The 13,247-nt window shown below is 64.9% G+C and carries 14 protein-coding genes and 1 tRNA gene; 6 read left to right on the top strand and 9 right to left on the bottom strand.

Features of this window, described 5'->3' with window-relative positions:
* The first annotated feature begins 146 nt into the window (after positions 1–146).
* From choX to P0Y43_RS20290, 3 genes are all read left to right on the top strand, one after another.
* Positions 147–1,082: a choline ABC transporter substrate-binding protein gene (choX, locus tag P0Y43_RS20300; RefSeq protein WP_275639057.1), complete on the top strand. Its 936-nt coding sequence runs from the start codon at positions 147–149 to the stop codon at positions 1,080–1,082.
* Between the two features lie 24 nt (positions 1,083–1,106).
* Positions 1,107–2,033 carry an alpha/beta hydrolase gene (locus tag P0Y43_RS20295; RefSeq protein WP_275639056.1) on the top strand — a complete coding sequence of 309 codons (927 nt, stop codon included), beginning with the start codon at positions 1,107–1,109 and terminating at the stop codon, positions 2,031–2,033.
* Positions 2,034–2,327: 294 nt separating this feature from the next.
* Entirely contained in the window at positions 2,328–3,083 is a 756-nt protein-coding gene (locus P0Y43_RS20290) for an outer membrane protein (protein ID WP_275639055.1), read from the top strand.
* Positions 3,084–3,297: 214 nt separating this feature from the next.
* Here the strand turns inward: P0Y43_RS20290 and P0Y43_RS20285 are convergent, their stop codons facing one another.
* From P0Y43_RS20285 to dapA, 6 genes are all read right to left on the bottom strand, one after another.
* A complete protein-coding gene (locus tag P0Y43_RS20285; RefSeq protein ID WP_275639054.1) occupies positions 3,298–3,621 on the bottom strand; it encodes an ASCH domain-containing protein in 324 nt (107 codons plus the stop codon).
* A gap of 363 nt (positions 3,622–3,984) precedes the next feature.
* Positions 3,985–4,074: transfer RNA gene (locus tag P0Y43_RS20280), tRNA-Ser, on the bottom strand.
* A gap of 92 nt (positions 4,075–4,166) precedes the next feature.
* Positions 4,167–4,877, bottom strand: a complete 711-nt coding sequence (purC, locus tag P0Y43_RS20275) for a phosphoribosylaminoimidazolesuccinocarboxamide synthase (RefSeq protein ID WP_275639053.1) — start codon at positions 4,875–4,877, stop codon at positions 4,167–4,169.
* Between the two features lie 30 nt (positions 4,878–4,907).
* A complete protein-coding gene (locus P0Y43_RS20270) occupies positions 4,908–5,666 on the bottom strand; it encodes an MBL fold metallo-hydrolase (RefSeq protein WP_275639052.1) in 759 nt (252 codons plus the stop codon).
* Complete coding sequence (gene bamC, locus P0Y43_RS20265) at positions 5,667–6,779, bottom strand: outer membrane protein assembly factor BamC (RefSeq protein WP_275639051.1); 1,113 nt, start codon at positions 6,777–6,779, stop codon at positions 5,667–5,669.
* A gap of 17 nt (positions 6,780–6,796) precedes the next feature.
* Entirely contained in the window at positions 6,797–7,675 is an 879-nt protein-coding gene (gene dapA, locus P0Y43_RS20260) for a 4-hydroxy-tetrahydrodipicolinate synthase (RefSeq protein ID WP_275639050.1), read from the bottom strand.
* A gap of 249 nt (positions 7,676–7,924) precedes the next feature.
* Between dapA and P0Y43_RS20255 the strand changes: the two genes are divergently transcribed.
* Both P0Y43_RS20255 and P0Y43_RS20250 read left to right on the top strand, forming a co-directional pair.
* Positions 7,925–8,485 carry a glycine cleavage system protein R gene (locus P0Y43_RS20255; RefSeq protein WP_275639049.1) on the top strand — a complete coding sequence of 187 codons (561 nt, stop codon included), beginning with the start codon at positions 7,925–7,927 and terminating at the stop codon, positions 8,483–8,485.
* Between the two features lie 10 nt (positions 8,486–8,495).
* On the top strand, positions 8,496–8,969 hold the full coding sequence (locus tag P0Y43_RS20250) for a peroxiredoxin (protein WP_275639048.1): 474 nt from the start codon (positions 8,496–8,498) through the stop codon (positions 8,967–8,969).
* A gap of 34 nt (positions 8,970–9,003) precedes the next feature.
* On the opposite strand, the gene P0Y43_RS20245 is transcribed toward P0Y43_RS20250, so the two are convergent.
* Together P0Y43_RS20245 and P0Y43_RS20240 are read right to left on the bottom strand one after the other, a co-directional pair.
* On the bottom strand, positions 9,004–10,074 hold the full coding sequence (locus tag P0Y43_RS20245) for an AI-2E family transporter (protein WP_275639047.1): 1,071 nt from the start codon (positions 10,072–10,074) through the stop codon (positions 9,004–9,006).
* Positions 10,075–10,095: 21 nt separating this feature from the next.
* Positions 10,096–10,335: a sulfurtransferase TusA family protein gene (locus tag P0Y43_RS20240; RefSeq protein WP_275639046.1), complete on the bottom strand. Its 240-nt coding sequence runs from the start codon at positions 10,333–10,335 to the stop codon at positions 10,096–10,098.
* 119 nt (positions 10,336–10,454) lie between these two features.
* Here P0Y43_RS20240 and P0Y43_RS20235 point away from each other — a divergent pair, with 119 nt between their 5' ends.
* Positions 10,455–11,888 (top strand): M48 family metalloprotease, encoded by a 1,434-nt coding sequence (locus P0Y43_RS20235; RefSeq protein ID WP_275639045.1) that lies wholly within the window; start codon positions 10,455–10,457, stop codon positions 11,886–11,888.
* A 40-nt stretch (positions 11,889–11,928) separates the two neighbouring features.
* On the opposite strand, the gene nadA is transcribed toward P0Y43_RS20235, so the two are convergent.
* On the bottom strand, positions 11,929–12,987 hold the full coding sequence (nadA, locus tag P0Y43_RS20230) for a quinolinate synthase NadA (RefSeq protein ID WP_275639044.1): 1,059 nt from the start codon (positions 12,985–12,987) through the stop codon (positions 11,929–11,931).
* Between the last annotated feature and the right edge of the window lie 260 nt (positions 12,988–13,247).

The raw sequence follows: 13,247 nt of genomic DNA, 5'->3' as shown, positions 1-13,247 counted from the left end.
AGTCGCCAGCGTGCAACTACAGGTCGCCAGGGTGCGCTATTTCGTCGCAGACTCTCCGTACCTTGGCAAACAGCCACCGCCGCGCGCGGGGCCATGACACCACAACAACGATAAACAGTGCCGCAAAGGCCTTTAGGGGAGAAGTCATGAAGCGTTCGATCACAGCGGCCGCCTGCGCCGCGTTGCTCACCCTCACCACCCACACCTGGGCCGCGGAACCTGCGGCGTGCCAGAACGTGCGCATGGGCTCGGTGAACTGGACCGACGTGGTGGCCAGCAGCGCCGTCGCCGAGGCCCTGTTGGGCAGCCTGGGCTACAACGTCAAGCAGACCAGCGCCTCGCAGCAGATCATCCTCGGCGGCATGGCCGAGAAGCGCCTGGACGTGTTCCTCGGCTACTGGCAGCCGACCATGCGCCCGGTGGCCCAACCGTTCCTGGACAAACAACAGATCGAGGTCATCACCCCCGCCACCCTGAGCGATGCGCAGTCGACCTACGCAGTGCCGGCCTATGCCTATGACGCAGGCCTGAAAACCTTCGCCGACATCGCCAAGTTCCGCGACAAGCTGGGCAACAAGATCTACCTGATCGAGCCGGGCAGCGGCATGAACCGTATCACCGCGCAGATGATCGCCGACGATAAGTTCGGCCTGAAGGGCTTCAAGGGCGTGGAGTCCAGCGAAGCAGGCATGCTCGCGGCGGTCAAGCGCGAGGTCGATAAGAAGCAGTGGGTGGTGTTCGCCGGCTGGAAGCCGCATCCGATGAACCTGCAGATCGACATGAAATACCTCTCCGGCAGCGACGATGCCTTCGGCCCCGACGAAGGCTCGGCGACCGTCTCGATCATGACCGCCGCCGGTTACCAGCAGCAGTGCGGCAACGTCGCCAAGCTGTTGCACAACCTGCGCTTCACCAGCGAGGGCGTGAGCGAGGTGATGGAGCCCATCCTCGCCCGCACCCCGCCGATCGACGCCGCCCGCGCCTGGCTCAAGGCCCACCCGGAGCAGGTCAGCGCCTGGCTGGTCGGGGTGACCACCTTCGAGGGCAAGCCGGCCGACGCCTCCCTGGTCGCCAGCCAGTAAGCCACCCTGGGAACGGATGCCGCCATGACCCACTACCCGCTGTCCGCCGGCATGGCGGCCTTCGTCGAACGCACCTGCACCTTCGCCAGTGCCGACCCGGACCTGGCCGCGCAACGCACCGCTTATACGCGCATGGCCACGGCCTTCACCCCGCCGCCGCCAGCGGGCCTGCGAGTGCGCGACCTGCTGCTGCCGGGGCTGGCCCCGCTGCGCCTGTTCCACCCCGCGCACCCAGCCCCTGCCAGCGGCTGGCCAGCGGTGCTGTTCCTGCATGGCGGTGGCTGGATGCTGGGCGGGCTCGACTCGCATGCGTTCTTCTGCGCGGAGCTGGCCGCGCGCTTGGGGTTGCTAGTGGTGGCGGTGGACTACCGGCTGGCGCCGGAACACCCCTTCCCCGCCGCCCTGGACGACAGCCTGGCGGCCTGGCGCGCGCTGCGTGACGGCGTGCTGGGCGAGCCCATCGACCGTGCCCGGCTGGCGGTGGTCGGCGACAGCGCCGGCGGCAACCTGGCCGCCGCGTTGTGCCTGGCGCTGCGTGAAGCGGGTGAGGCGCAGCCCTGCACGCAGGCCCTGATCTACCCCGCGCTGGGCAATGACGACAGCCCCTCGCGCGTCGCCTGCGCGGATGCGCCGCTGCTGTCCAGCGACGACGTCCAGGCGTGCCTGGATGCCTACCTCCCCCTCCCCCATCAGCGCCAGCAGCCGCTGGCCCTGCCGCTGTGCGCCGAGCATTTCTCGGAGCTGGCGCCAGCGTTCATTGGCGTGGCCGAGTTCGACCCGTTGCGCGATGACGGCCTGCGTTATGCCCGGCGGCTCGGCGTGGCGGACGTGCCGGTGGAGTACTTCGCCGGGCCCGGGCTGGTGCATGGGTGCCTGCGGGCCAGGGAGCTGCCCGAGGTCGACCGTTTGTACGAAGCGCTGTTCGAATCCCTGCACCGCCACCTGGCGTGATTGGCCCCTTGAGCGGGCTTGCCCCGCGATTGCGGTCTATCAGGCACACAACGGCCGGCACGGACGACGCTATCGCGGGGCAAGCCCGCTTCTACAAAGGGCGGGCATGTCGTTTTTGAGATTCACTGAAAAAGCCTGGAATAAAACCTCCGCGGCACCCGTTGTCCTTTTCGAAAGCGCCAATCGACGCTTGCAACCGCCAGCCCCCACATCTCCATCAACGAATGCCATGCGCACGCGGCGTAGGGCTGTGGGCAAGAACAATCTCGAAAACGACACCTTCGGAGCATTTCCATGTTCAATCGCTTCCTCGCCGTCACCACCCTCTCGCTGCTCGGCGCGATGACCGCCCAGGCCGCCGAGCCCTCTGGCACCTACGACTGGACCGGTTTCTACGGCGGCGTCAACGCCGGCTACGGTTTCGGCGGCGACCACGACGTGCGCACCAAGGGCCAGGCCGCCCCGAACATCGCCAACATCGCCGGCGGCGCCCGCCCTGGCTCGGTCGACCTGGACCGCAACGGCTTCGTCGGTGGCGTGCAGTTGGGCTACAACTACCAGTTCGACCAGTGGGTGGTCGGTGTGGAAACCGACATTTCCGCCACCGACCTGAGCGACTCGCGCAACATCGGCACCCGCGCCCTGAACACCGGCGCTGCGCTGAACAACAAGTTCAAGTCCAGCATCAACTACCTCGGCACCCTGCGTGGCCGCGTGGGCTATGCGTTCAACCGCACACTGGTGTACGGCACCGCCGGCCTGGCCTACGGCAAGACCGAGCAAAGCGTGGAAATGTTCGGGGCCACCGGCAATACCCAGTTCGCTGGCGACCAGTCGCGCTTCCGTCTGGGCTACACCGTGGGCGCGGGAGTCGAGCAGTCAGTGACCGACGACCTGAGCTTCAAGGTCGAGTACCTGTACTACGACCTGGGCACCGACAAGTTGGACGTGGCGGTGATCCCAGGCAGTGGCGGTGCGGGGACCGGGTATGACTCGAAGTTCAAGAACGATGGGCAGTTGCTGCGGGTGGGGTTGAACTGGAAATTCTGACGGCCCGTGCGTGGCAGCCTCGGGCATGGATGACGATGGCTTGCCATCACAGCAGTGCTGGCCCTGTCGTGGGGCCAGCACTTACACGCTCTGCGGGAGGAGGAGAACACCGCATCGTGGTCAAGAAATCGCTCATTGCCGGCTGCTGGGCGACGTGTTCGAAACGTCCGAAAGGCATCGGGGCAGCACCATGACGCAAGATCAGGTGTTGCACTTAGCTTTGGCGGCTGCCGGGCGTAAAGTGATGTATCACCTCAACCTCTGAATCGAGGTTGATTTCTGGATAGTGCTCACGCATTCCCTCCAACAATACAGGGTCGGGCCACTCTCCTGTTCTGTTGAGATAACGTGCAACGGAACGAAGCGGCATCGTTTCTACTTGAGTGACCCACACGACCAGCGTGTCGCAGCTATTCTCCGAATTCACATACAGCATCGGGCCGGGAACCACGTTGCGTTCACGCCAACGAATCGTATGTTGTTTTCTTCCTGAGCGTACTTCAGGAAGCAAGCGCGGAACAATTTCAAGGCTCTGCAAAAGTGCTCTCCTGCCGGTTTCATGTTGGAAAACCTACCATCATCGTAAGCACTCCATGAAGCCCACATGCAAAGCGCTCAGTTGATCGCAGATGCTGCGCTGCTGATTTCTTTTCTCGGCCCGCCGAGCACGATGCGCCCCGACGCCAACGTCGAAAAGCGTAACTGCCCAACCCGTCGACGTTCGAAAATCCGTCGACGGCTTGGCCGCCCGGGTCGAACGGAGTACCAAGGGATAGAGTTCAAGACGCAATAGGCAGCCTACAGAGGGCTGGACGGCGGCGGCTTTGTCATAAACGCTGCGCTCAAAACACAAAACCCCTGACTTCTTCTCAGAAATCAGGGGTTTCGTGCTTCATATGAATGGCGGAGAGATAGGGATTTGAACCCTAGGTACTGTTGCCAGTACAACGGATTTCGAATCCGTCCCGTTCGACCACTCCGGCATCTCTCCAGTGGCGCGCATCATACCAGCGATTTCTTGAAACGCAAACCCTTATTTTCAAAAAATTCGCGTGGTATCAGGCGCTTGCGTGAACGCGCCGCTTACAGCGGCACGCCCAGGCGCTTGGCGACTTCTTCGTAGGCTTCGATCACGTCGCCCAGGCCCTGGCGGAAGCGGTCCTTGTCCATCTTCTTGCGGGTTTCCTTGTCCCACAGGCGGCAGCCATCGGGGCTGAACTCGTCGCCCAGGACGATCTGGCCGTGGAACACGCCGAATTCCAGCTTGAAGTCGACCAGCAGCAGGCCGGCGTCGTCGAACAGCTGGGTCAGCACTTCGTTGACCTTCAGCGACAGCTTCTTCATCTCGGCCAGTTGCTCGGCGGTGCCCCAGCCGAAGGCGACGACGTGGGATTCGTTGATGAAGGGGTCGCCCTTCTCGTCGTTCTTCAGGAACAGCTCGAAGGTCGACGGCGACAGCTGGATGCCTTCCTCGACGCCCAGACGCTTGACCAGGCTGCCGGCGGCGTAGTTACGCACCACGCACTCGACCGGGATCATGTCGAGCTTCTTGACCAGGCATTCGTTGTCGCCCAGCAGTGTGTCGAACTGGGTCGGGATACCGGCCGCTTCGAGTTTTTGCATGATGAAAGCGTTGAACTTGTTGTTCACCATGCCCTTGCGGTCGAGCTGCTCGATGCGCTTGCCGTCGAACGCCGAGGTGTCGTTACGGAACAGCAGGATCAAGCGGTCGGCGTCGTCGGTCTTGTAAACCGATTTGGCCTTGCCGCGGTAGAGTTCTTCGCGTTTTTCCATGATGGGCTCCGCTTGCTTGAGTGGTGTGGGCTAGGCGATTTCGCGCCAGTCGAGCCCGTGTTCCTGATTCGCCACCTGGAGCCAGTCCGGGTCGCACCCCAAGGTGTCGACGAAGCACTGACGGGCCAGTTGTGGCAGGTTGTTCTTGCTGCTGAGGTGAGCCAGCACCAGGTGTTGCAGGTGCTGCCAGCCCAGCTCGGCCACCAGGCTGGCGGCCTGGTGGTTGTTCAAATGCCCTTGGTTGCCGCCGACCCGCTGCTTGAGGAAGTACGGGTAGTGCCCGCGCGCCAGCAGGTCACGGCAATGGTTGGCCTCGATCAGTAGCGCATCCAGGCCCTGGTAGCGCGCCAGCAGGCGTGCGTCGAACGAGCCCAGGTCGGTGAGCATGCCGAAACGCCGGCGCCCGTCGCTGAACACGTACTGCAAGGGCTCCAGCGCGTCGTGCTCGACCCGCGCGGCGCTGACTTGCAGGCTGCCGATGCTCAAGGTGTCGCCACAACCGAGAAAACCGGCCACCTCCACCGGCTTGCGCATGCCGCGCAAGGTGCCCTGGCTGAGGTAGACCGGTACATTGTAGCGCCGCGCCAGCAACCCGACGCCATGCACATGGTCGGCATGTTCGTGGGTCACCAGCACCGCGTTCAGTTGCGTGGGCGATACCCCGAGCAGCGCCAGGCGCCGCTCGGTCTCGCGCAGGGAAAAACCGCAGTCGACCAGGACACAGGTGTCATCACTGGCGATCAGCGTGCCGTTTCCCTGGCTGCCGCTTCCGAGTACCGCGAAGCGCACTTAGCCCAGACGGTCCTGGATGGCGCTCAGCACGCGGCGGGCCACATCGGCCGGGGCCACGGTGTTGATGTTCTTCTCCACGGTGACCTGGACGTTCTCGCCCACCTTGCTCAGGCGTACCTGGTAACGCTCGGCACGCGCTTCACGCTCTTCCTTGGTCGGCTCGCTGCCGAACAGGCGGCTGAAGAAGCCCGGCTCTTTTTTGTCCTCGGGTTTCTCGGACAGGTTGATGTAGTACAGGCCCAGGCTGCGGTTGATGTCCTCAACCCGCCACTCGCCCTGCTCCAGGGCGCGGCCCACGCTGGACCAGGCGCGGTCCAGGTCGGCGCCCAGGTACAGCACCGGGTTGCCGCTACCGTCCTCGCTCAGGCTGACCTGGCTCGGCGCGTCGAAGTCGCGCGCGGCCAGCAGCGAGACCGAACCGCCCTTCTCGGCGCTGCGGTTCATGCTGGCCAGCAGCTCGTCGACCAGCAGCGCGTCGGTGCCGGTGTTGCTGGAGGTGGACGGGAAATCAGGCTCGGCGCTGCTGCCGGCCGGGCGCTCGACGCTGACCACGTACACTTCGGAAGTGTTGCGCTGCACGCCGGGCTCCATGCGCACACGCACCCGCACTTCACTGTTGGGGCTCGAGGCGGTGCTCGCCAGGCGCTGGCCGAGCGAGGCGGAGAGCTCGTCGAAACGCTGCCAGGTGGTGTTGAACTCACCGGTCTGCGGGCGTTCTTCAGCAATGCGGAAACCGTTGTCCTCGAAGTACTGGCGGGCCACCGGCCAGACTTCCGCCGGCGAGCGCTGGGCCAGCACCCAGCGGCTGCTGCCGCTGCGCTGCAAGGTGAAGTTGCTGACGTCGGCACTGGCCGACAGCGGCAGCGGGCGCGGCACCTCGAACTCGCCGGTGGCGTGGTCGTCGGCGACGTTACGCGGGATCGGCAGCAGCGGGTCCATGCGCTTGACGTTGGTGGCGCCCGGCGGCAGCTGCATGGCCGCCGTCGGTTGGGCCTGCAGGTAATCGCTGCCGCGGTCGCGGAAATAACCCTCTTCGCCCCACAGCCAGCCGCAACCGCTGGTGCTGGAAATGATCAGGGCAAGGGCGGAAAGACCAGCCAGTCGCTTCATGCGGTGTACTTCCTCGATTAAACCAGTACGCCGGACTGGCGCAAGGCAGTACGGACTTTTTCGTGACAACCTTCGCTCAGCCAGGTCAGCGGCAGGCGAATACCCTTGTGCATCAGGCCCATTTCCACCAGCGCCCATTTCACCGGGATCGGGTTGGCTTCGCAGAACAGGTCTTTGTGCAGCGGCATGAGTTTTTCGTGGATCGCGCGGGCCTTCTCGGCATTGCCCTCAAGGGCGGCCTCGCACAGATCGGCCATTTCGCGCGGGGCGACGTTGGCGGTGACGGAGATGTTGCCCTTGCCGCCCAGCAGGATCAGCTCGACAGCGGTCGGATCATCGCCGGACATGACGATGAAGTCCTCGCTCACGCCGTCGATGATCGCCTTGGCGCGGGCCAGGTCGCCGGTGGCTTCCTTGATGCCGATGATGTTCGGCACGGTGGACAGGCGGATCACGGTCTCGGCCTGCATGTCGCAGGAGGTGCGGCCGGGCACGTTGTAGAGGATCTGCGGGATGTCGACGGCTTCGGCGATGTGCTTGAAGTGCTGGTACAGGCCTTCCTGGGTCGGCTTGTTGTAGTACGGCACCACCAGCAGGCAGGCGTCGGCACCGGCGCTCTTGGCGTTCTGGGTCAGGTGCACGGCTTCGGCGGTGGAGTTGGCGCCGGTGCCGGCGATGACCGGGATGCGGCCAGCGACGCGCTTGACCACGCGCTCGATGACCTGGATGTGTTCTTCGACGGTCAGTGTGGCGGATTCACCGGTGGTGCCGACAGCAACGATCGCGTGGGTGCCCTTTTCCAGGTGGAAGTCTACAAGTTTATCGAGGCTGTCCCAGTCCAGACGCCCTTGTGCATCCATGGGTGTGACCAATGCCACCATACTGCCCGCGATCATGTAACTGCTCCTGCCGGAAAAAGAGAGCGGTAATGGTACTGGCGCCTTCGGCCTTGCACAAGCGAAGCTGGCGGGCGGAGCATTCCCCTCGGCGCCGCTTTTCGCTACCCTTGATCCTTTGATCGGCGCAACGCGGCCCGCCGGGCCGTCGACAGTGTTGCACGCCCGTGCCCATGGCCCCTGCAGGCCCTGGTGCCGCGCAGGCTCGACCCGTCCCGCGCCGACCGCTCATCGCTTTAGGAATGCTGCATGTCCACCGCCACCGTCCGCGAACAGTTCCTCGTCATCAGCGCCCTGGGGCCCAACCCCATGGAGCTTGCCAACGTATTAAGCCGCGCCGCCTTCGACAACCGCTGCGCGGTGGTCACCTCGCGCCTGTCCCGCCACGGCGAGACCAGCGCACTGGTGCTGCAGGTCGGCGGCAGCTGGGATGCCCTGGCCCGTCTCGAAGCCACCCTGCCGGGCCTGGGCAAGAAACACGGCCTGACCCTGGACGTGGTGCGCAGCGCCGACCAGGAAGTGCGCCCGCAGGCCCTGCCCTACGTGGCCTACGTCAGCGCCGCCTACCGCCCGGACATCATCAACGAGCTGTGCCAGTTCTTCCTCGACCACCGCGTCGAGCTGGAGAGCATGACCTGCGACACCTACCTGGCGCCGCAGACCGGCAGCAGCATGCTCAACGCCCAGTTCACCGTGATCCTGCCGGCCGGCACCCAGATCAGCTGGCTGCGCGACCAGTTCCTGGACTTCGCCGATGCCCTGAACCTGGATGCGCTGATCGAACCGTGGCGCCCACAGAACCCCGTGTAAGGAAACCCTCATGGCCGTAGCACTCGACCAACCCGTCGCCGATTTCCAGGCCCAGGCCACCAGCGGCCAGGCGGTCAGCCTCGCCGACCTGAAGGGGCAGCAGGTGGTGCTGTACTTCTACCCCAAGGACAGCACCCCGGGCTGCACCACCGAAGGCCAGGGCTTCCGCGACCAGCACGCGGCGTTCCAGGCGGCCAACACCGTGGTGTTCGGCGTGTCGCGCGATGGCCTCAAGTCGCACGAGAACTTCAAGGCCAAGCAGGGCTTCACCTTCGAGCTGATCAGCGACAAGGACGAGGCCCTGTGCCAGCTGTTCGACGTGATCAAGCTGAAGAAGCTGTATGGCAAGGAATACCTGGGCGTGGACCGCAGCACCTTCCTGATCGACAAGGACGGTGTGCTGCGCCAGGAATGGCGTGGGGTGAAGGTGCCAGGGCACGTGGATGCGGTGCTGGCGGCGGCACAGGCGCTGAATAAAGGTTGAGAACGAAGGGGCCGCTGCGCGCGGCCCATCGCCCCTAGAGCATCGGCGCCACGCTCGGCTCCTGCCGCGGCCAGGCATCCAAAACCGCCTTGAACAGCGTCGCCAGCGGAATGGCGAAGAAGATCCCCCAGAACCCCCACAGCCCGCCAAACAGCAACACCGCGCAGATGATCGCCACCGGATGCAGACTCACTGCCTCGGAGAACAGCAGCGGCACCAGCACGTTGCCATCCAGCGCCTGAATGATCGCGTACACCGCCATCAGGTAGATGAACTGATCGCCCCAGCCCCACTGGAACAGCGCGATCAGCGTCACCGGCACCGTCACCACCACCGCCCCGACGTAGGGCACCACCACCGACAGCCCCACCAGCAGCGCCAGCAAGGCCGCGTAGTTCAGCCCCAGGGTGATGAAGGCGATGTAGGTGGCGATGCCGCAGATCAGGATCTCGATGCCCTTGCCGCGGATGTAATTGGCGATCTGCCGGTTCATCTCGTCGCCCACCCGCGTCAGCAGGGTGCGCTCACGCGGCAGATAGCCGCTGACCCAGCGGCCGATCAGCTCGCGGTCCTTGAGGAAGAAGAACACCAGGATCGGCACCAGCACCAGGTAGATCATCGCCCCCACCAGCAGCGGCAGGCTCGACAGCGAGAAAGTCAGCGCCCATTGGCCGAACTTGCCTATTTCCCCACGCACCGACTCGATGGCACGCAGCACCTGCTCGTCCGACACCAGGTGGGGGTAGCGCTCCGGCAACAGCAGCAACAGCGACTGCCACTTGCCAAGCATGCCCGGCAGCTCGTTGAACAGGGTGATCAGCTGGTGCCAGAGCAGCGGCACCAGCACCAGCAGGAACACCGCCAGCGCGCCCATGAACAGGGTGAACACCAGCCACACGGCCACCCGCGTCGGCACCTTGAAGCGCTCCAGGGCGTTGACCAGCCCCTGCATCAGGAAGGCCAGGACCATGCCCGCCAGCACCGGCGCGAGCATGCCGCCGAGCGTCAGCACCACAGTGAAGGCCAGGAACAGCAAGACCGCGAGCACCACCGCCTCTTCGTCGGAGAAGTAGCGCTGCATCCAGTCGCGAAGCACTTTGAACATTGAAGATCCTTGGAAAAAGACTCAGGCCTTGCGCAGCCAGTAGGTGTACACCCCGGCATCGGCCGTTTCACGCAGCAGCGTATGACCGGCGAGCTGGGCAAAGGTGCGGAAGTCGCGCTGGGAACCGGCGTCGGTGGCGATCACCTTGAGCACCGCGCCACTGGCCAGCCGGTTGAGCTCCATTTTCGCCTTGAGCAGCGGCAAGGGGCAGTTCAGCCCGCTGGCGTCGAGTTCGGCGTCGCAGGTCGGGGTGTCAATCATCCGGAAGTCTCCTGGCGGGGCAACAGTGCATTGCAGACAAGTCTCGTAGGATACCGCCACTGGTCGCCCACGTGTGAGCGGGCTACAGTAAGCCTCTTTGATCGACGCGAGCTTCATGCATGAATCTACTGCGCCCCACCCTGCTGGCGCTGGCCTGCCTGATGGCCCTCCCCGGCCACGCCGACGACTTGCCGTCGTTGGGCGACGCCAGCTCCGCGATCGTTTCCCCGCAGCAGGAGCACCAGCTCGGTCGCGCCTGGCTGAGCCTGCTGCGCGGCCAGGTCAACCAGCTCAACGACCCACAGCTCAAGGATTACGTCGAGACCAGCGTGTACAAGCTGGCCGAAACCAGCCAGCTGCAGGACCGGCGTCTGGAGTTCATCCTGATCGACAGCCGCGAGCTCAACGCCTTCGCCGCGCCAGGTGGCATCGTCGGGGTCAACGGCGGCTTGTTCCTCAATGCCCAGACCGAAGGCGAGTACGCCTCGGTGCTGGCCCACGAACTCGCGCACCTTTCCCAACGCCACTTCGCCCGCGGCGTCGAGGCCCAGCAACGCATGCAGTTGCCGATGATGGCAGCGCTGCTGGCCGGTATCGTGCTGGCCGCCGGCGGTGGCGGTGACGCCGGCATCGGCGTGATCGCCGGCACCCAGGCCGCGGCCATCCAGGAGCAGCGGCGCTTTTCCCGGCAGAACGAACAGGAGGCCGACCGCATCGGCATCCAGAACCTGGAAAAGGCCGGCTACGACCCGCGCAACATGCCGTCGATGTTCGAACGCCTGGCCCGCCAGTACCGCTATGACGCCAAGCCGCCGGAATTCCTGCTGACCCACCCGGTCACCGAATCGCGTATCGCCGACACCCGCAACCGCGCCGAGCAGGCGCCCAAGGGCGGCGTCGAGGACAGCCAGCGCTACCAACTGATCCGCGCCCGCGTGGCACTCACCTACGAAGGCACGCCAGGGCTGGCGGCCAAGCGTTTCCGCGCCCAGCTCGACGAGAACCCCAACCTCGATGCCGCGCGCTATGGCCTGGCCCTGGCGCAGATCAAGGGCGGCCAACTCAACGAAGCGCGCGAGAACCTGAAGCCGCTGCTGGCCAAGGCGCCCAACGACATCACCTACAACCTGGCGCAGATCGACCTGGATATCACCAACAACCGCCTGGCCGACGCCCAGCAACGGGTCGCCCGCCTGCAGGGGCTGTACCCGGGCAACTATCCACTGAAACAGGTGCGCGCCGACTTGCTGGTCAAGCAAGGCAAGCCGGCTGAAGCGGAGAAGGTATTGGATGACCTGGTGAAGAACCGCCCAGACGACCCGGACGTGTGGTACGACGTGGCCGAGGTGCGCGGGCTGTCGGGCAATACCATCGGCTTGCACCGCGCGCGCGCGGAATATTTCACCCTGGTGGGGGATTTCGACCAGGCGGTGCAACAGTTGGATTTCGCCAAGCGCCGGGCGGGGAGCAATTTCCCGTTGGCTGCGCAGATCGACCAGCGTCAGCGGGAGATTCTGGAACAGCAGCGCATGGTCAAGGACATGATGCGTTGATATGAACAGGGGCTGCTGTGCAGCCCCTTTCACATTCCGCTCAGGCGTTGCCCGACAACTTCAAGCGCGCCGCCTGGGTGAAATCCAGCATGCGGTTCAGCGGCTTGATCGCCCGCGGAATCAATGCCGGCTCCACGAAAATCTCGTTGCTGCCCTTGCGCAGGCAGTCCAGCGTGCGCTCAAGGGTATTCATGGCCATCCACGGGCAGTGCGCGCAACTGCGGCAGGCCGCGCCGTTGCCGGCGGTCGGCGCCTCGACGAATGCCTTGTCCGGGCACAGCTGCTGCATCTTGTAGAAGATGCCGCGGTCGGTGGCGACGATGAAGGTCTTGTTCGGCAGGGTCTGCGCGGCCTTGATCAACTGGCTGGTGGAACCCACCGCGTCGGCCAGCTCGATCACCGCCTCGGGCGACTCCGGGTGCACCAGGATCGCCGCCTCCGGGTACAGCGCCTTCATGTCGGCCAGTTGCCGCGACTTGAACTCCTCGTGGACGATGCAGGCGCCGTCCCACAGCAGCATGTCGGCACCGGTCTGCTTCTGGATGTAGCGGCCCAGGTGCTGGTCCGGGCCCCAGATGATGGTCTCGCCGTTGTCCATCAGGCTTTCGACGATCTCCAGGGCGCAGCTGGAGGTCACCACCCAGTCGGCACGCGCCTTCACCGCCGCGGACGTGTTGGCGTAGACCACCACCGTGCGCTCCGGGTGCTGGTCGCAGAACGCCGAGAACTCCTCCACCGGGCAGCCCAGGTCGAGCGAGCAGGTCGCCTCCAGGGTGGGCATCAGCACGCGCTTTTCAGGCGTGAGGATCTTCGCCGTCTCGCCCATGAAACGCACGCCGGCGACCACCACGGTGCTGGCTGGGTGGTTTTTGCCGAAGCGGGCCATTTCCAGGGAGTCGGAGACGCAACCGCCGGTCTCCTCGGCCAGCGCCTGGATGATCGGGTCGCAGTAGTAGTGGGCGACCAGAACGGCGTTCTGGGCCTTGAGCTCGGCAGCGATGGCTGCACGGTATTCAGCCTCCTGCGCGGGCGTCAGGGTGATGGGCTGCTTGGCGTCAAGGTGGGCTTGAACCAGGAGGCGTTCGGAAATCTGGGTCATGATCGCTGGGCCTGCATGCGCGTCAGTCGAGTGTATCACCCGGCCCTGGCAGATCGGCTAATGGTGCCGGACGGCCGGCGTGGCGGGCCATCACGGCCCTCTGCGGGCGCGGATTATTATCGGACGGCGAAGGCTACAGACAATCGGGGGAATGCAAAAGGGGTTTTTGCGGGAGGGCTGGACAGGGTTGCCTGTGCCAGCCCCATCGCGGAGCAAGCCCCCCCACAGGTACCTGTGGAAGCGGGCTTGCCCCGCGATGG

The sequence above is a fragment of the Pseudomonas entomophila genome (genome assembly GCF_029193575.1).
GTDB classification, from domain to species: domain Bacteria; phylum Pseudomonadota; class Gammaproteobacteria; order Pseudomonadales; family Pseudomonadaceae; genus Aquipseudomonas; species Aquipseudomonas entomophila_G.
This window is presented reverse-complemented; position numbering and strand designations above follow the sequence as displayed.